Origin of the sequence: Fontisphaera persica (genome assembly GCF_024832785.1) — a bacterium.
In the GTDB taxonomy this organism is placed as follows: domain Bacteria; phylum Verrucomicrobiota; class Verrucomicrobiia; order Limisphaerales; family Fontisphaeraceae; genus Fontisphaera; species Fontisphaera persica.
The window spans coordinates 3,152,609-3,170,629 of sequence record NZ_CP116615.1; the positions used below are offsets into that span (position 1 = coordinate 3,152,609).

An 18,021-nucleotide genomic window follows, 5' to 3' on the forward strand; every position below is an offset into this window, starting at 1 on the left:
ATTTAGCTTAGCATCACCCGATTAGACGGGCAACGACTTCTTTCGCTCCGCCCGCCGCCATCTCCATCAGGCGAGGCGCCCTGCCGCTCCGGCACGGGCGGGCATGCGGCCATGGTTTGATATGAATAGTTGAATTGCCGCCGTTTTCAGGCACATTAAGCCGCCATGATGCCGAAGCAAAAGCTGCTCGGAATTGCGGGCGGAATGGGTTTGGCCGCCGGTCTGGCGCTCTGCCTGGCCGGTTGCGCCTCCGTTTCCCGCTCCCCCGCCCCCCCTACTGCCATGTCCACGGTTGATTTACCCTCGCTCCAGGCGCAAGCCGCGCGTTTTAATTTGCGTCTCACCCTGCCGGAATTTGAAACCACTCCCGAGGCGGTGCAACGGGCCGTCCAGCAGGCCATTGCCCAAGCCAACGCCCGGTTGGACGCCATTGGCAAGTTGGACCGGCGGCAGCTTAGCTTTGCCAACACCTTCCGCGCGCTGGACGACACGCTTTACGCCGCCAGTCTCACCGCCAACCGCGTGAGCCTGCTCAAGGAGACCCATCCCCAGGCCGCCCTGCGCGAAGCCTGCGCCGAGGCCGAGAAAACCATCCAGGAATGGTGGGTGGGGTTGGACTATCGCGAGGACGTTTATGCCACGCTCCAAGCCTTTGCCGACACGCAGCCCAGGCTGGAAGGCGAAGACGCCAAGCTCATGGCCGAAACGCTCCGCGATTACCGCCGCGCCGGTCTGGCGCTGCCCCGCGCGCAGCGCGATGAAGTCGAGCGCCTGCGCAAGGAGCTGGCGCGGCTGATGACCGATTTCCAATCCAACATCACCAAGGCCAGGGCGCCGGTGAAGTTCACCCGCGCCGAGCTGGAAGGCGTGCCTGATTTGTTGTTGCAACAGCCCGGCATCAAAACGGGCGAAGACGAATACACCCTCCTGGCCAACGTCACCTTCCAGTACCAGATGGTCATGGAAAACTGCCGGGTCGAGGCCACCCGCCGCAAGCTGACGCAGCTTCGCTACAACCTGGCCCGCGAGGCCAATGTGCCCCTGCTGCGCCAGATTTTGGAGTTGCGAGCCACCATCGCCCAAAAACTCGGTTACGCCACCTGGGCCGATTACCAGATTGAACCCAAAATGGCCAAAAACGCCGCCACCGCCCGCGCCTTTCTGGAGCAGTTGAAGACCGGCCTGCAACCCAAGTTTGAGGCGGAATTGAAGGCCTTTCAGGAGCTGAAAGCCCGGGATACCGGCAACCCCAACGCCCGCATCGAGCTGTGGGACACCGCCTATTACATGAACCAGCTCAAAAAAGAGCGCCACGCGGTGGACGCGGAAAAATTGCGGGATTACTTCCCCTACCAGCGCGTGCTCGAGGGCATGTTTGCCATTTACCAGCAGATGTTCGGGCTCCGCATTGCCGAAGTCACCCCTCCGGCCAAATGGGTGGACGATTTGAAACTGTACGCCGTCACCGATGCCGCCACCGGCGAGCCGCTGGGGCTGCTCTATCTGGACATGTTCCCCCGCGAAGGCAAGTACAACCACTTTGCCCACTTCAGCCTCATCGAGGGCAAGCGCCTGCCGGACGGCACCTACCAGCGCCCGGTCTCCGCGTTGATTTGCAACTTCCCGCCGCCCTCGCCGGACAAGCCCTCGCTGCTGTCCCATGCCGACGTGGAAACGCTGTTCCATGAGTTTGGCCACGCCATGCACTGCCTGCTCACCCGCGCCAACCACGCCCGCTTCTCCGGCACCAGCGTGCCGCGCGACTTTGTGGAGGCGCCCTCCCAAATGCTCGAAAATTGGGTGTGGGACAAGGCCGTGCTGGACACCTTTGCCGGGCATTATCAGGACCCCTCTCGTAAAATCCCGCAGGACATCCTCGCCCAGCTCAAGGCCGCCAAACGTGCCACCATCGCCACCTATTACCGCCGGCAGCTCACCTTTGGCCTGCTCGATTTGAAGTTGCACATGGAAATCCGCCCCGGCGCCGGCCAGGACCCCGTGCAAATGGCCAATGACGTCTTCCGCGAAGTTTTCCTCCCCGTGCCCGAAGATACCGCCTTTGTGGCCTATTTCGGACATCTGATGGGCTATGACGCGGCCTATTATGGGTATGCGTGGGCCGATGCCATTGCCGCCGACATGGCCACCCTCTTTGAAAACTCGCCGCAGCGCTATTTTGACACCCAGCTTGGCCGCAAACTGCGCGATGAAATCTACGCGCCGGGCGACAGCCGCGATGTCAACCTTTCCATTGAGCGCTTCCTGGGCCGCCCGCGCTCCCTGGCCCCCTTCCTCAAGGAATTGGGGCTGGAAACACCCGCAGCCAACTGAGCCAACTCTAGCTTGGAGAGGGCCGGGGACAGCCCCCTGCACGGGCTCCCAGCGGCGGCCCGGCCTGCGCTCCAAGGGATGAGAGAATGGGGGGCAAGCCAACGCCGCCCTGGCCCAGATTTTAAGCCCGGGAAGAACGCCCGGGGCGTGGAGCCGCCAGGAAAAGAGATTGCTTTGGGGTAATTTTCTGCATACATTCAGCCTTGGTTTCAGAAGTGAGCAGCGGCGCCCGGCGGCACGTTGAGGTGGGCGTGCGGCCACGGGAAGCGGGTTTACAAAGATGGCCAGATGAAGAATTTGAAACGCATTTCTTTCAAATGGAAGCTCATGCTGGTGATTGTGGCGGCCTGCATGTTTTCCTCCCTGGTTGCCTGCACGGCCATCATCGCCTATGAGATGTTCCGTTTCCGCCAGACCATTTCCCGCCAACTGGAAACCGTGGCGGACCTGGTGACCGCCACCACCGCCAAGGCTGTGCTGCAAGGGGACCGCGAAGAGGTGCGGCGGCAACTGACCAAGCTGACCGGCACGCCCAACGTCCTGGCCGCCGGCGTTTACGGCACCAACAACCTCCTCATGGCGCAGTACACCCGGGCGGATGTCAACGAAGTCCTGCCCATCCAACCCAAAAAATTGCAGCAATTTTTCGAGGGCGACTACCTCATCCTCTTCAAACCCATCGAAACCGAGGGCGAACGGGCCGGCATCGTTTATTTGAAGGCGGACTTCGGCGAAAACATCCGCGCGCATTACGAGCAGTATCTGGAAATCGCCCAGGTGGTGCTGCTGGTCTCCTTCTTGTGCGCGGTGTTGTTTTCGTTTGCGTTGCAGCGGGTCATCAGCCGGCCCATTCTGGGGCTGGCCGAGGTGGCCCGCAATGTGGCGCAACAACACAACTTCAGCGTGCGGGTGCCCAAGGGCGCGGAAGACGAGATCGGCTCGCTCATTGATTCCTTCAACTCCATGCTCGAAAACCTGGAGCGGCGCGAAAAGGATTTGCAGGCCGCCCAGGCCAAATTGCGCGAGGCCAACCTGAACCTGGAAAAAAAGGTGGAGGAACGCACCGCCGAGCTGGCGCGGGCCACCATGGAGGCCCAGGAGGCCCGCGAGCAGGCCGAAGTGGCCAACCAGGCCAAGAGCGCCTTTCTGGCCAACATGAGCCACGAGCTGCGCACGCCGCTCAACGCCATCATTGGCTACAGCGAAATGCTCATCGAGGAGGCCCAGGACCTGGGCGAGGAAACCATGGAGGTGGACCTCAAGAAAATCCACGGCGCCGGCAAGCACCTGCTGGCGCTCATCAATGACATTCTGGACCTCTCCAAAATCGAAGCCGGCAAAATGGACCTCTTTCTGGAGACCTTCGATGTCCAGGAGACCATCCGGGAAATCACCTCCACCATCACCCCCTTGTTGGAAAAAAATGCCAACAAGCTGGATTTGCGGCTGGGCGAAAACCTGGGCACCATGCACTCCGACCAGACCAAGGTGCGGCAGACGCTGTTCAACCTGCTGAGCAACGCCTGCAAGTTCACCAAGGAAGGCACCATCACCCTGGAGGTGCAGCGCCTCCCGCGCAACGGCGACGAGGGCTTTTTATTCCGCGTGGCCGACACCGGCATCGGCATGACCAAGGAGCAGATGGGCCGCCTGTTCCAGGCCTTCAGCCAGGCGGACGCCGGCACCACCAAAAAATACGGCGGCACCGGCCTGGGACTGGCCATCACGCGGCGGTTTTGTGAAATGATGGGCGGCAGCATTGACGTGACCAGCGAATACGGCAAGGGCAGCACCTTCACCGTCTGGCTCCCGGCCACCACCGTGAAAAAGGTCGAGATTGCCCCCGCCAAAGTCGAGAAACCCGTGCCGTTGCCGCCCAACGCCAGCCGCGTGCTGGTCATTGATGATGACCCCATCATCCATGACCTGCTCAAACGGTACCTGGTCAAGGAAGGCTTCTACGTCACCTGCGCCCTGGGCGGCAAGGAAGGCCTGCGCCTGGCCCGCGAAATCAAGCCGGACGTCATCACCCTGGATGTGATGATGCCGGAAATGGACGGCTGGGCCGTGTTGACCGCGCTCAAGGCGGACCCGCAGCTTTCCGAAATCCCGGTGGTGATGCTCAGCATGGTGGACGACAAGAATCTGGGCTTCACCCTGGGCGCCTCCGAATACCTCACCAAACCCGTCAGCCGCGAGCGCCTGGCCAATGTGCTGAAAAAATACCGCCGCGAGAACAAGTCCGGCCAGGTCCTGGTCATTGATGATGACGCGCCCAGCCGCAGCGCCCTGCGCATCATGCTGGAAAATGAAGGCTGGACGGTGGAGGAAGCCGGCACCGGCCGGGCGGCGCTGGAGCGGCTGGAAAAAATCACGCCGGCGCTCATCCTCCTGAATCTCCTGCTGCCCGACATGGAAGGGATGGAGTTTCTGGCCTCGCTGGACAAAAACCCCGAATTGAGCCTCATTCCAGTGGTGGTCATCGCCACCGAAGACCTGGGGCCCGAGTATTTCCAGAAGCTGGGCCGGCAGGTGGAAGGCGTGCTGCGCAAGGGCAGTTATTCCTGCGAAGAGCTGGTCAGCCGGCTGCGGGTGTTGACCCAGCACACCCCGCAGGAGGCGCAGGCAAAACCGTCAAATTAGGGTATATTGCACACATTGCTTATGGCTAAGATTCTGCTGGTTGAGGACAATGAGATGAACCGCGACATGCTGTCGCGGCGGCTGGTACGCAAAGGCTATGAAGTCATCATCGCCGTGGACGGCAACGAGGGCGTGTCCAAGGCCCAGACCGAAGCGCCCGACTTGATTTTGATGGACATGAGCCTGCCGGTGCTGGACGGCTGGGAAGCCACCAAGATTCTGAAAACCTTTCCGGCCACCCAGGCCATTCCGGTCATTGCCCTCACCGCCCATGCCATGGCGGGCGACCGCGAGAAGGCCCTGCAGGCCGGGTGTGACGATTACGACACCAAACCCATCGAGCTGCCACGGTTGCTGGAAAAAATTGAAAAACTGCTGCCCAAAAAGTCCTCGTGAGCGATTCATTGCCGCCACAAGCCTCCGGGCCTGACCCCGCCGACCTGCCCCCCCCGGAAACCGGTTCCGGTCCCGCCGGGGCGGCCCCGTCCGAAGGTGGAGAAGCCGAACTTTTGTCCAACCTCCGGCACAGCCTGCGCACGCCGTTGAATCAAATCATCGGCTATTGCGAGCTGATGCTGGAGGAGCTGGAAAATTTCGACGACCCCGAGCTGCTTGCCGATTTGCGGAAAATCCACACCGCCGGCGGCCAGTTGCTTTCCCTCATCAACGAGGCCCTGGCCCCCTGGCGGCTGGAATCGGACGTCATTGACCTGGATTACGTGCGCATGGAAATGCGCACGCCCTTGAACCTTATCATCGGCTACAGCGAGCTGTGCCAGGAACTGGCCGAGGATAACAAGCTGGAGCGGGTGCTGGCCGACCTGCAAAAAGTCACCGGTGCCGCCAAAAACCTGCTCGCCCTCCTGGACAGCGTCTCCTTCCCCTCCCAGCTCGACGTCCGCAAAATCCGCAGCGAGTCCGCCACGGCCATCCCGTTGTTGCGCGCCCCGGCCTCCCCCGCCGATACCGCCGCCCTGCGCCGCGGCACCATTCTGATTGTGGACGACAACGAGATGAACCGGGACATGCTCTGCCGCCGCCTCGAGCGCCAGGGGCACACGGTGATGGAGGCCGAAAACGGCCTGCAGGCCCTGCAAGTCCTGCGGCAGCGCAAGTTTGACCTGATTTTGCTCGATGTTGTCATGCCCGAGCTGGGCGGGCTGGAAACCCTCCAGCAAATCATCGCCGACCCCGCCCTGCGCCACATCCCCGTCATCATGCTCAGCGCGCTGGATGAAATGGAAAACGTCATCCGCTGCGTGGAAATTGGCGCCGACGACTACGTCACCAAGCCCTTCAATCCCGTCCTGCTCAACGCCCGCATTGCGGCGTCGCTCGAAAAGAAACGCCTGCGAGACCAGGAGCGCAATTATTTCGAGTTGATTGAAACCGAGCGGCAAAAGGCCGAAACCCTCCTCCGCAACATCCTCCCCGAGTCCATTGCCCAGCGCCTCAAGCAGGGTGAAAGCTCCATCGCCGACCAGTACCCGGCCACCACCGTGCTGGTGGCGGACGTCACCGGCTTCAGCGCCGCCTCCACCCAAATGACCCCGTCCGAAACCGTGGAGCTGCTCAACGACATCGTTTCCCAGTTCGACTGGCTGGCCGAGCTGCACGGCCTGGAGAAAATCAAGACCATCGTGGACAAGTACCTGGCCGTGGCGGGTGCGCCAGTGGCCCAAATCAATCACGCCACCGCCGCGGCGGACATGGCCCTGGAAATGCAAAAGGTCATCAAGCGCATCGCCTCGCTCAGCCGCCTCGATTTCTCGCTGCGCATCGGCCTCTGCTCCGGCCCGGTCATCGGCGGCGTCATCGGCCGCCGCAAATTCATCTACGACATCTGGGGTGACACCGTCCGCATCGCCTCCGCGCTCGAAGCCCAATGCCCCCCCGGCTCCATTCGCGTGGCCGAGGCCGCCGCCGATTTGCTCAAGGAAAAATACCAGTTGACACCGGCCGAGCCGCTGAGCATCAAACGTTGCGGCGACATTAAAACCTTTTTCCTGCAGGGACGCCTCAGCGGCCGCGCCGCCACGTCGGCGCCCATACGACCGGCGTCCGGGATGTAAAGCCGCCTCCGAATTTTATGTTTACCGGGATTGTCGAAGGCACAGGGGTCATTCAACGCATCCGCCAGGGCGCCAAGGCCATCCGCCTGGTCATCCGTGCCGGTCGGCTGGCCGCCGGGGTCAAGATTGGCGACAGCGTGGCCGTCAACGGCTGCTGTCTCACCGTGGTGAAGACCGGCGGCCGCGGCGCGGGGCGCACCCTGGAGTTTGATTTGCTGCTGGAAACCTGGCAGCGCACCAGTTTTTCCGCCGCCGCCGTGGGCGCGCTGGTGAACCTCGAGCGCTCCCTCCCCGCCAACGGCCGCCTGGGCGGGCACTTTGTCACCGGCCACATTGACGGGGTGGGCAAAATTGTGCGCTGGGAACGCGCCGGGCAGGACCACGTGCTGGACATTCAGGCCCCCCCGGAAGTCCAGCGCTACATCGTCTTCAAGGGCAGCGTCGCCGTGGACGGCATCAGCCTCACCGTGGCCGGGGTGAACCCCGACGGCTTCCGCATCTGGATTATCCCGCACACCTTCGAGGTCACCGCCCTGCGCCAGCGCAAGGTGGGAGACCTCGTGAATCTGGAAGCGGACCTCGTGGGCAAATACATCGAGCAATTCCTGCAAGCTCGCGGCCTCATCCGCTAAGCCGGCCTCCCATGGGGTGGCGAAAGACGCCTTCCTGGCGGGACGCCTTCCCTGGCTCCCGCCGTCCTTTACCCGCCCGCCCCACGCTCGCCCCACCGTAAAAGCCAGTTCACCAGCTCGGGGCCGGCAAAAACCCATACGGTGGCGGCCAGGGCGAGGTAGGGGCCGTAGGGAATCCAGCGCGACCACTCCAGCCGCCGCAGCACAATGAGGGTCACCCCCGCCAGCGCCCCCACCAGGGAGCTGCCCAACAAGGTGAACACCACGCCCTGCCAGCCGACAAAGGCGCCAATCGCGCCCATGAAAAAGACATCCCCCAACCCCATCGCCTCCTGCGGAATGATGATTCTGTCCGTCACCACTTCCAGATGCGTCACCGGCCCCGGGTCCAGGGTTTGCTCACCAATTTCCAGGCGGTCCTTGTACAGGCGCACCCGCACATTCTCGAAGACCTCCTCGCCCAGCACCGCTTTTTTGGCCTGCGCTTCAATGTAATCCGAATCGCGGTAGAGCATTTCGCCGTACGGAATCTCCTCCTCCGGCAGCTTCAGGGATTCCTCGCCAAAAATCACGGTGGTCTCGGGGGGCAGCGCAATTTTTTTGCGGCCGAACAAAAGCTTGCCGCCACGCAAGATGCCGTACACCAGCCCGCAGCCCGCCCCCATCCCCACGAGGGAGGACAGCAGGGCGTCGGCGGCGGAAGTTTTGCCATGCAACGCCGGCGCCAGGGGCGAGAGCAGCACGCCCGCGGCCATGCCGCCAAAGGTGATGCTCTCGGGGATGATGAAATGCTCGAAGTCAATAAAGGTGGCCGCCACCAGACCGGCCATGAACAGGCACAAAATCAAGGCCACCCCCGGATGCTCCGGCCCCTGCCGCCACCACGCCAGCAGAAACAACACCCCGGTCAGGAATTCCACCAGAAAATAGCGCGGCGAAATCGGCGCCCGGCAGTGGGCGCACCGCCCGCGCAGCCACAGCCAGGTGATGAGCGGAATGTTCAGATACCAAGGGATTGCATACTGGCAGTGGGGACAATGCGAGGGCGGCGAGACTATGCTTTCCCCGCGCGGGACCCGGTGAATGATGACGTTGAGAAAACTGCCCACCGCCGTGCCGAAGACAAAAAAGGCGCACGACCAAAAATGAAAGGGCACCTGGGCCCACACCTCGGGGTCAAACATGGCCATAAACATGCTCCCGCAGCGCCCGGCGCATCACCTCCACGGGGGCGGGGCGTCCGCACCAGATTTCCAGCGCCTTGACCCCCTGGTGCAACAACATGCCCAGCCCGTTGGCGGTGCGGCAGCCGGCCGCCCGCGCCGCCCGCAACAGGGGAGTCTCCGCCGGCCGGTAAATCATGTCATACACCAGCCGCGCGCGGGCCAGGGGAAATTGCGCGGTGTCCACCGGCAGCGCGTCTTCCGCCCGCAACCCCAGCGAAGTGGCGTTCAACACCAAATCCACCGGCTCCGCGGGATACCCCACCTGCACGCGCACCTGCGGATGCGTGGCCGCCAGCCGCTGGGCCACTTCCTCGGCTTTGCTGCGCGTGCGATTGACCAGCCACAAACGGCCCACCCCTTCATCCGCCAGCTTCAGCGCGGCCACCTGGCCGGCGCCGCCCGCGCCCAACAACAGCACAGTGGCCCCGCGCGGAGTGAAGTCCAGGTCTTCCCGCAACGCGCGCACCATCGCCTCCGCATCAGTATTGAAGCCCTGCGCCCGGATTTCGCCGGCGGCCTCGCCCTCAAACTCCGCCAGCGGCCGCCATTCACCGGCGGCATTTAGGGCCTCGAAGCGGATGGTGTTCACCGCGCCATAGCGCCGCGCCGAATCATCCAGCGCTTCCACCATGGAATACGCCAGCAGCTTGTGGGGGACGGTCAGATTCAGGCCAATGAACTGCATGCGCCGCGCGCCCGCGATGACCTCCGCCAGATGCTCCGGCCGCACAGCGAAGGCCAGGTAGCGCCAGTTTAATCCCAGCGCGGCCAGCCCCGCATTTTGAAAAGCCGGGGAGGCGCTATGCCGCACGGGCCAGCCCAGCACGGCGCAATAACGGGTGCTGGCATTTATGGGTGATGCATATGAGTCCGGCACGCGCTTGGTTATAGGCATCCTGACGCCACGGACGCAAGCTCAACTCGCCAAAGAGGCTGGATGAGTTGGCCCTGCCCGGCGCTGGCGGATTACGGCCCGGCGCCCTGCCCTAAACATTTTCGGCACCCCGCCGGCGCCACCACCCGCCCGCACCGGGCGCGATTGACAGTTGCGCGGGCGGGGGTCATGCTGGAAGTTACGGAAAGACACATAGATTGCGCAGGCTTATGAAAACTAAACTGGCATGGCTGGCCGTGGGGCTGGCGTGGTTTGTACTTCCAAGTCAGGCCGCGGAACGCACGTTGCTGCTCATCGCGGGGCGCCCGAGTCACCCGCCGGGCATGCACGAGTTCCGGGCGGGGGCGTTGTTGTTGCAAAAATGCCTGGCCTCCGTGCCCGGCCTGACCACCCTGGTGGCCTCCAACGGCTGGCCCACCGAGGCCGAATGGCTGGAGCGCGCGGACGCCATCGTCATCTATGCCGATGGGGGCGGCGGGCACCCCGCCATTCAACAAGACCGCCTGAAACGGCTCCAAGGGCTGCTGGACAAGGGCGTGGGCTTTGGCGTGATGCACTATGCCTGCGAAGTGCCCAAAGACCGCGGCGGCAAAGAATTTTTGGACTGGGTGGGCGGTTTTTATGAAGACCGGTACTCCTGCAACCCGATTTGGGAGCCGGAATTCAAAAAGTTCATCAACCACCCCACCACGCGCGGCGTCCAGCCTTTCAGCATCAAAGATGAGTGGTATTTTTGCATTCGCTTCCGGGAAAACATGGAAGGCATCATCCCCATCCTGGCCGCCACCCCCTCGGACAAGGTGCGCAATGGCCCTTATGTGTGGCCGGCGGGGCCTTACCCGCACGTGCAGGCCGCCTCCGGCCGTGAGGAAATCATGATGTGGGCGGTGGAGCGCCCCAATGGCGGACGCAGTTTTGGTTTTACCGGCGGGCATTTTCACTCGAACTGGGGCGACCCCAATTTCCGCAAGGTGGTGCTCAACGCCCTGCTGTGGGTCAGCAAGGTGGACGTCCCCGCCCAGGGCGTGGCGTCCACGGTGACGGAAGAGGAGCTGAAGCAAAACCTGGACCCCAAGGGGAAGAAATAAACCGGACGGCGCGTCATGGCCATTGCCGTAGCGATTGTCGAGGATAATGACCAGTTGCGGGGCACGCTGGCGCGGGTCATTGACCGCGCTGAGGGGTTTCGCTGCGTGGGCCAGCATGCCAGCGCCGAGGATGCCCTGGCCGCCCTGCCGCAGCAAAAGCCGGACGTGGTGCTCATGGACATCAACCTCCCCGGCCTCAACGGGGTGGAGTGTGTGCGCCGCCTCAAGCCGCTGCTGCCCCAAACCCAGGTGGTCATGCTGACGGTGTATGAAGACACCGACAACATCTTCAACGCCCTGGCGGCGGGCGCCAGTGGTTACCTCCTGAAACGCACGTCCCGCGATGAATTGCTGGCCGCCATCAAGGAAGTGCACGCCGGCGGCTCGCCCATGACGGCGCACATTGCGCGCAAAGTCGTGCAATCCTTCCAACGGGCCGGCCCCTCGCCCCAGCCCGCCGAAAACCTCTCGCCCCGCGAGCAGGAAGTGCTGGACCTCCTGAGCCAGGGGTTTTTGTACAAGGAAATCGCGGAGCGCCTGGGCGTCAGCTACGAGACCGTGCACACGTACATCCGCCGCATCTACGAAAAATTGCACGTGCGCACCCGCACCGAGGCGGTGGCCAAATTCCTGCGGCGCTAGGGGGGGGACAGGCTGTCCCCAGCTTGTCCCCAGAACTGGTGACTGGCACAAAAACCCGCCTCAAGTACATTAGCAGCGTCATTGCGACGAAATATCGCGGACTGTGTGCAAAGGCGTAAAACCGCGGCGCCACGTCGGATGACAGGTGGTAAGGGCGAGACAGCGGGTAAAAAGCTTTGTTCTCAACTGAAAAGCCGGGTCGCAAAACCCGGCTTTTCGGCTTTTTGGAGGGGTTGGGTTTCCGGGCCAGTCCGGCCTCGGGAATGCGCCTGTGGCGGCTCACCAGGGCTTGAAAAAAATAAAAAGGGCCGGCGGGAAACCGGCCCTCTGATAAATCGCGCAGGAATTACCGCCCGATGCCCTGCCGCAGGGCGTAAGCCACGTCATTCCATTCCAGTTCCTGTTTGAACCGGCGCAGGCGGGTCTCAGAATCAATCACCACCACTTCCAGACCGGCCATGGTGGCGAAGTCCTCGAGCATTTCGGTGGTCACCGCCTGGCTGAACCCGGTGTGATGCGCGCCGCCGGCATAAATCCACGCGGTGGCTGCGGTGGGAAGGTCCGGCTTGGGCACCCACAGGGCGCGGGCCACGGGCAGCTTGGGCAACGGCTTCTTGGGGGGCACCACATCCACCTCGTTCACCAGCAGGCGGAAACGGTTGCCCAGGTCAATGATGGAGGCATTGAGCGCCGGGCCGGCCGGGGTGTCAAACACCAGCCGCACCGGGTCGGCCTTGCCGCCAATGCCCAGCGGATGGATTTCCATGGAGGGCCTGCCTTTGGCAATGGTGGGGCAAATTTCCAGCATGTGGGCGCCCAGCACCTGCATGGAGCGCGGGTCCAGGTGATAGGTGTAGTCTTCCATGAAGGACGTGCCGCCTTTGAGGCCCGTGCTCATGACCTTCATGGCGCGCACCAGGGCGGCGGTCTTCCAATCCCCTTCCGCTCCGAAACCGTAACCTTCGGCCATGAGGCGTTGCACCGCGATGCCGGGCAATTGCTCCAGACCGTGCAAGTCTTCAAACGTGGTCGTGAATCCCTTGAAGTTGCCCTCCTTCAAAAACGCCCGCAGGCCTGCTTCGATGCGCGCGGCCTCCCGCAACGAAGCGCGTTGGGCGCCGTTTTTCCGCAGGGCGGGCGCCACGGTGTAAGCAGCCTCGTACTCCTCAAGCAGCGCGTCCACTTCGCTTTCTTTGGCCGCGCGCACGCGGGCCACCAAATCGCCCACGCCGTAGCCGTTGACCGAATAACCGAATTGAATTTCCGCAGCCACCTTGTCGCCCTCGGTCACCGCCACTTCGCGCATGTTGTCGCCAAACCGGCAGAAGCGCGCGCCCTGCCAGTCGTGCCAGGCCGCCGCCGCCCGGCACCACGCGCCAATTTGCGACTGCACGGCGGCGGATTGCCAGTGGCCGGTCACCACCTTGCGCTGCAGGCGCATGCGGCTCATGATGAAACCGTGCTCGCGGTCACCATGGGCGGCCTGATTCAGATTCATGAAATCCATGTCAATGCTGGACCATGGAATGTCCCGGTTGAACTGCGTGTGCAGATGCAGGATGGGCTTGCGAAGGGCCTTCAAGCCGTTAATCCACATCTTGGAGGGCGAGAAGGTGTGGCACCAGGTGATCAGCCCCACGCATTGCGGCGCCAGGTTGGCCTGCTCGGCCAGGCGCAGCACTTCCGCCGGGGATTTGACCACCGGCTGAAACACCACCCGCACGGGAATGGCAGGCGCCTGGTCAAGCGCGCCGGCGACGGCCTGGGCATTGGCGGCCACCTGACGCAAAGCTTCGGGTCCATATAAATGCTGGCTGCCGGTCACCAGCCAGACTTCCAAGGATTTAAGGTCTGTCATAATAATTAAGGTTGTTAAGTAATTCCCAGAATTCGGCGCGGGCCGCAAGCAAATTATTTTTCACCCGGCGCCGCATCGTCGGCGGTTTGAAACAGCCGGAGCGTTGCCCCCCCAAAAAAAGCAAGGGCATGCCGTGCATGCCCCCGCCTGATGTCCGTGATGGGAGTCAAGTTTTCGCCGGGCTAGGCCCACTTGCCCGTCCTGCGGATTTCGGGTTTGGGGAAGTGGCTGATTTTGGCCACCCAGCGGTCAATGTCCTCCTGCGGCAGGCTGTAATCGGCCAGTTGACCCTGGAAGTACTTGTCATAGCCCACCAGGTCCATCAGGCCGTGGCCGGACCAGCAGAACAGAATCACCTTTTCCTTCCCCTCCTCCCGGGCGCGGCGGGCTTCCTCGACCACCGCGGCGATGGCGTGGGAGGTCTCCGGCGCCGGGATGAAGCCCTCGGTGCGCGCCCAGAGCACGGCGGCCTCATAGCATTTGGTCTGATGCACAGCGCGCGGCTTGATGAGGCCCTCCACAATGCCCTGGCTGATGAGCGGGGCGATGCCATGGTAGCGCAGCCCGCCGGCATGGATGGGCGGCGGCATGAACTCATGGCCGAGCGAGTGCATGGGCAGCAACGGCGTCATGCCCGCCGTGTCACCGTGGTCATACGCAAACGGCCCGCGGGTCATCGTGGGGCAGCTTTCCGGCTCCACGGGCACGATTTCAATGTTTTCCCCGTGGATTTTGTCACACACAAACGGGAAGGCGATGCCGGCGAAGTTGGAGCCGCCGCCCGCGCAACCGATGACGACATCCGGTTTCTTTTCGCCCGCCTTGGTCAACTGCTTCTTGGCTTCGAGACCGATGATGGTCTGGTGGAGCATCACGTGATTGAGCACGCTGCCGAGACTGTAGCGCGTCTTGCCGGTGGGGTCCGTGACGGCGGCCTCCACGGCTTCGCTAATGGCAATGCCGAGCGAGCCGGGGCAGTCCGGGTCTTTTTCCAGAATGGCGCGCCCGGCGGCGGTTTCGCGCGAGGGACTGGCGACACATTGCGCGCCCCAGGTGGCCATCATCAATTTGCGAAACGGTTTCTGGTCGAAACTGATGCGCACCATCCAGACCTTGCACTCCAGGCCGATGAGCGAGCAGGCAAACGCCAGGGCGCTGCCCCACTGGCCGGCGCCGGTCTCGGTGGTCATGCGCTTGATGCCGAATTGCTTGTTGTACCACGCCTGCGGGATGGCGGTGTTGGGCTTGTGGCTGCCTGCCGGCGAAACGCCCTCATGCTTGTAGTAAATGCGCGCGGGCGTTTTGAGCGCCTGCTCCAGCCGCACCGCGCGATAGAGCGGCGTGGGCCGATAGATGGCCAGCAGCTCGAGCACTTCCTCGGGGATGTCAATCCACCGCTGGGTGCTGACCTCCTGCTCAATGATGTTGTCCGGGAACACCGGGCGCAGCATCTCCGGCGAGACCGGTTTGCCGTCCGGCCCCAGGGGGGGCAGCATGGGGGTGGGGAGGTCCGCCGCCAGGTTGTACCACTGGCGCGGGATTTCGTGTTCTTCCAATAAGTATTTGATTTGTGCCATAAAAGTCCTTCGGCCCTGGCAGGGCGCCAGCGGCGCGTCCAGAGGGATTAGAAGTGATGCACCAGCCGCAATTGGAAACGCATGCCTTCCGTGCGGTTTTCCGCGGCGGTTTCAAAATAAGCGTTAAAGAACAGGTGCGTGTTCTGGCTGAACGAAAACAGCGCGCCCGGCCCCAGGCCGATGACTTCCTCGCGCCGTTGGGGAATGTTCTGGCCGTTGAGGCGGGTGTCGGTAATCTGGGTGAGGTAATAACCGTTGAAACCCACGCGCAGGCGTTTCTCAATCAATTCATAGTCGGTGGCAAAGTTCAGATGCAGCGCCTGCCCCGGTTGCACCTCGTTGCCGCCGGTGGCTTTCCAGAGCGGATGCGCCGTCCAGGTCACATCCGGGTCTTCGTTGCCGTCATTCCAGAGGTAATGCAGGCGGGTGGACAGCGTGAGCTTGGGGGTGAGGAAGAGCGTGCCCGCCCAGTAGGGATTGAAGCTGAAATGGTTGGCGCCGGGATTGAGCTGGAATTGGGAGTCATACCGTCCCACGGGCAGGAGGCATTGAAACTCAATGCGATGCATGAAAATGGGGCCGTTTTTGCCCATGATGGGCTCCCATTGCAGGAATGGCCCCACCAGCACATCCCCAAAGCCCGCCCGGTTGGCTCGCAGAGGCGTGCCAGAGATGCCCAGGTCCACCACCGGCACAATCACGTCCAGGCCCGGCTGTGCGCCGAGCACCAGTTTTTTGGGGCATTGCGCGATGAATTGGGAAAGGCTAATCCAGGCATCCACCTTGGCGTCGGGGAACACCGGGTTGGGTAAAATCTCCGTGCCGTCCGTCCCCCGCAGGGATTCGGCGCGATAGTATTGAAAATAGTGGGTGTAATAAAACCCCGGCCCCGCCGGCGGGCCGCCGTCCAGAAAACTGGTGAATCCCAGATTCACGGCGGGCAGGTCATAAGCCCGGGCTGCGGGAGTCAGGGCGGTGAGCATCCCCAGCGCCAGCACCAGGGCGCTGGTGGCCAACATCTGCTTCCTGTTTGTTTGCATGATGGATTGCGGTTTCGGGCTGAACTTCCGGGGTGGAAAACTCAGCCGGTTCAGCCGCAAGCTTGTCGCCGATGCCGCGCCGAAAGTCAAGCGGTCAGGCAGGCTTCCCCCAAGTCCGACGTTTTCCCGGCGGGTTGGGGCAAGGCGAACCCGGCTTAAAAGCGGAAGGCCCTTCTTCAGAGGGGCGCGGGCTGTCGCATGATTTGACGGCAAAGGTTTTTGTTGTCAAAGCGCCGCGCTTTCCCCCAAATTGGCCCCGCTGCGCCCGCAGAGGGCGCGGCCCAAACAGAGCACGCTTATGGCCTCAAACTTTACGCTGGGATTGGACTACGGCACCAATTCGGTGCGCGCCCTCATTGTGGAAACTGCCACTGGCCGCGAGGTGGCCAGCGCCATCACCGTTTATGCGCATGGCGAGCAGGGAGTCATGCTTGACCCGCAAGACCCCAACCTGGCCCGCCAGCATCCGGAAGATTACCTCACCGGTCTGGAGGCAAGCGTCAAACAGGCCCTCAAACTCGCGGCCAAAGACCGCGAATTCACGCCGGAGCGCATCATCGGCATCGGGGTGGACACCACCGGCAGCACGCCGTTGCCAGTGGACAAAAAAGGCCAGCCGCTGGCCATGACCAAAAAATTTGGCAAACACCCGGCCGCCATGGCGTGGCTCTGGAAAGACCACACCGGCCATGCCGAGGCCGAGGAAATTACCGCTGCCGCGGCGAAGCTCCGCCCGCAATTTCTGGCCAAGTGCGGCGGGCGTTATTCCAGCGAATGGTTTTGGAGCAAGATTTTGCATTGCGCCCGCACGGCGTCGGAAGTGTTTGAGGCGGCCTACACGTGGGTGGAATGCGCGGACTGGATTCCAGCGGTGCTGACCGGCGCGGATGCGCCGGAGCAGTTGAAGCGCGGCGTGTGCGCCGCCGGCCACAAGGCAATGTACCATCGCGCCTGGGGCGGTTACCCGGACGCGGAATTTCTGAGCGGCCTGGACCCGCGGCTGGTGCGCGTGCGCCAGACCCTGCCCGCCGAGTGTTACCATGTGGGTCAGGCTGCGGGGCAATTGACCCGCGCCTGGGCCAAACGCCTGGGCCTCAAGCCCGGCATCCCGGTGGCGGTGGGCGCGTTTGACGCGCACCTGGGCGCGGTAGGCTCCGGCATTGCGCCGGGCGTGCTTGTCAAAATCATCGGCACGTCCACCTGTGACATCCTCGTGTCCCCCTTGGAGACCGTGTTGCCGGACATTCCCGGGTTGTGCGGCATCGTGCCGGAATCGGTGCTGCCCGGCATGTACGGCCTGGAGGCCGGCCAGTCGGCGGTGGGCGACATTTTCAACTGGTTTGTCAATGTCGTCGCCCCGGGCGGGGCGAAGAAAGGCTCGCACGAAGCGCTGACCCAAGGCGCGGCGGCGTTGAAACCCGGCCAGAGTGGTTTGCTGGGGTTGGACTGGCACAATGGCAACCGCACCATCTTGGTGGACCAGCGCCTCACCGGCCTGGTGCTCGGGCTGACGCTGCATTCGACGCCGGCGGAAATTTACCGCGCCCTCATTGAGTCCACCGCCTACGGGGCGCGGCGCATCATTGAGCGCTTCGAGGAGTATGGCGTCAAAGTCGAGCGCGTGGTCAACTGCGGCGGCATCGCGGCCAAGAATCCGCTGGTGATGCAAATCTACGCGGATGTGCTGGGGCGGCCCATGCAAATCTCCCGCAGCGACCAGACCTGCGCGCTGGGGGCGGCCATGGCGGGGGCGGTGGTGGCCGGCCAGGCGGCGGGTGGTCACGATCATTTTGCGGCGGCGGCGCAGGCCATGACGGGCGTGAAGGCGCAGTCCTTCCAGCCGATTCCGGAAAATCAGGCGGTGTATGAAAAACTGTATCAGCTCTACCGCCGGCTGCATGATGCCTTTGGCGTGCGCGGCACGCAGGCCGACCTTTCCGGAGTGATGAAAGAATTGTTGAACATTCGCGACGCCACGCGCTAAGGTGGCGGGGGTGGTGCTGGAAACGGAGCAATC

Annotated in this window: 13 protein-coding genes; 8 read left to right on the forward strand and 5 right to left on the reverse strand. The window is 63.0% G+C overall.

Features of this window, described 5'->3' with window-relative positions; genetic code table 11:
* Positions 1-165: 165 nt before the first annotated feature.
* The 5 genes from NXS98_RS11760 (at position 166) to NXS98_RS11785 (ending at position 7,678) form a co-directional block, all read left to right on the forward strand.
* Complete coding sequence (locus NXS98_RS11760; protein ID WP_283845185.1) at positions 166-2,331, forward strand: M3 family metallopeptidase; 2,166 nt, start codon at positions 166-168, stop codon at positions 2,329-2,331.
* A gap of 288 nt (positions 2,332-2,619) precedes the next feature.
* Complete coding sequence (locus NXS98_RS11765) at positions 2,620-4,974, forward strand: sensor histidine kinase, YfiR-like protein-associated (RefSeq protein ID WP_283845186.1); 2,355 nt, start codon at positions 2,620-2,622, stop codon at positions 4,972-4,974.
* A gap of 21 nt (positions 4,975-4,995) precedes the next feature.
* Positions 4,996-5,370: a response regulator gene (locus NXS98_RS11770; RefSeq protein ID WP_283845187.1), complete on the forward strand. Its 375-nt coding sequence runs from the start codon at positions 4,996-4,998 to the stop codon at positions 5,368-5,370.
* The gene (locus NXS98_RS11780; protein ID WP_343214092.1) at positions 5,367-7,046 is read left to right on the forward strand and encodes an adenylate/guanylate cyclase domain-containing protein; all 1,680 of its coding nucleotides are present in this window, start codon (positions 5,367-5,369) and stop codon (positions 7,044-7,046) included. The genes NXS98_RS11770 and NXS98_RS11780 overlap by 4 nt, the downstream gene beginning before the upstream one ends.
* Before the next feature lie 17 nt (positions 7,047-7,063).
* Complete coding sequence (locus NXS98_RS11785) at positions 7,064-7,678, forward strand: riboflavin synthase (protein WP_283845188.1); 615 nt, start codon at positions 7,064-7,066, stop codon at positions 7,676-7,678.
* Between the two features lie 68 nt (positions 7,679-7,746).
* Here NXS98_RS11785 and NXS98_RS11790 read toward each other — a convergent pair whose 3' ends face one another.
* Together NXS98_RS11790 and NXS98_RS11795 are read right to left on the reverse strand one after the other, a co-directional pair.
* Entirely contained in the window at positions 7,747-8,868 is a 1,122-nt protein-coding gene (locus tag NXS98_RS11790; protein ID WP_283845189.1) for a prepilin peptidase, read from the reverse strand.
* Positions 8,855-9,781: a shikimate dehydrogenase family protein gene (locus NXS98_RS11795; RefSeq protein WP_283845190.1), complete on the reverse strand. Its 927-nt coding sequence runs from the start codon at positions 9,779-9,781 to the stop codon at positions 8,855-8,857. Before NXS98_RS11795 ends, NXS98_RS11790 begins: the two co-directional genes overlap by 14 nt.
* Positions 9,782-10,008: 227 nt before the next feature.
* Here NXS98_RS11795 and NXS98_RS11800 point away from each other — a divergent pair, with 227 nt between their 5' ends.
* Positions 10,009-10,887 (forward strand): ThuA domain-containing protein, encoded by an 879-nt coding sequence (locus tag NXS98_RS11800; RefSeq protein WP_283845191.1) that lies wholly within the window; start codon positions 10,009-10,011, stop codon positions 10,885-10,887.
* A gap of 15 nt (positions 10,888-10,902) precedes the next feature.
* The gene (locus tag NXS98_RS11805; protein ID WP_283845192.1) at positions 10,903-11,529 is read left to right on the forward strand and encodes a response regulator; all 627 of its coding nucleotides are present in this window, start codon (positions 10,903-10,905) and stop codon (positions 11,527-11,529) included.
* Positions 11,530-11,875: 346 nt separating this feature from the next.
* Here NXS98_RS11805 and araA read toward each other — a convergent pair whose 3' ends face one another.
* From araA to NXS98_RS11820, 3 genes are all read right to left on the reverse strand, one after another.
* Positions 11,876-13,387: an L-arabinose isomerase gene (gene araA / locus NXS98_RS11810; protein ID WP_283845193.1), complete on the reverse strand. Its 1,512-nt coding sequence runs from the start codon at positions 13,385-13,387 to the stop codon at positions 11,876-11,878.
* Between the two features lie 182 nt (positions 13,388-13,569).
* Complete coding sequence (locus tag NXS98_RS11815; RefSeq protein ID WP_283845194.1) at positions 13,570-14,964, reverse strand: TrpB-like pyridoxal phosphate-dependent enzyme; 1,395 nt, start codon at positions 14,962-14,964, stop codon at positions 13,570-13,572.
* A gap of 47 nt (positions 14,965-15,011) precedes the next feature.
* On the reverse strand, positions 15,012-16,004 hold the full coding sequence (locus tag NXS98_RS11820; RefSeq protein WP_283845195.1) for a SphA family protein: 993 nt from the start codon (positions 16,002-16,004) through the stop codon (positions 15,012-15,014).
* Between the two features lie 298 nt (positions 16,005-16,302).
* Here NXS98_RS11820 and NXS98_RS11825 point away from each other — a divergent pair, with 298 nt between their 5' ends.
* Complete coding sequence (locus NXS98_RS11825; RefSeq protein ID WP_283845196.1) at positions 16,303-17,988, forward strand: ribulokinase; 1,686 nt, start codon at positions 16,303-16,305, stop codon at positions 17,986-17,988.
* Positions 17,989-18,021 lie beyond the last annotated feature (33 nt).

Coding starts and splice junctions, on each gene's coding strand:
- NXS98_RS11760 (WP_283845185.1), top strand. CDS start 166: ATGATGCCGAAGCAAAAGCTGCTCGGAATTGCGGGCGGAATGGGTTTG.
- NXS98_RS11765 (WP_283845186.1), top strand. CDS start 2,620: ATGAAGAATTTGAAACGCATTTCTTTCAAATGGAAGCTCATGCTGGTG.
- NXS98_RS11770 (WP_283845187.1), top strand. CDS start 4,996: ATGGCTAAGATTCTGCTGGTTGAGGACAATGAGATGAACCGCGACATG.
- NXS98_RS11785 (WP_283845188.1), top strand. CDS start 7,064: ATGTTTACCGGGATTGTCGAAGGCACAGGGGTCATTCAACGCATCCGC.
- NXS98_RS11790 (WP_283845189.1), bottom strand. CDS start 8,868: ATGGCCATGTTTGACCCCGAGGTGTGGGCCCAGGTGCCCTTTCATTTT.
- NXS98_RS11800 (WP_283845191.1), top strand. CDS start 10,009: ATGAAAACTAAACTGGCATGGCTGGCCGTGGGGCTGGCGTGGTTTGTA.
- NXS98_RS11805 (WP_283845192.1), top strand. CDS start 10,903: ATGGCCATTGCCGTAGCGATTGTCGAGGATAATGACCAGTTGCGGGGC.
- araA (WP_283845193.1), bottom strand. CDS start 13,387: ATGACAGACCTTAAATCCTTGGAAGTCTGGCTGGTGACCGGCAGCCAG.
- NXS98_RS11815 (WP_283845194.1), bottom strand. CDS start 14,964: ATGGCACAAATCAAATACTTATTGGAAGAACACGAAATCCCGCGCCAG.
- NXS98_RS11820 (WP_283845195.1), bottom strand. CDS start 16,004: ATGCAAACAAACAGGAAGCAGATGTTGGCCACCAGCGCCCTGGTGCTG.
- NXS98_RS11825 (WP_283845196.1), top strand. CDS start 16,303: ATGGCCTCAAACTTTACGCTGGGATTGGACTACGGCACCAATTCGGTG.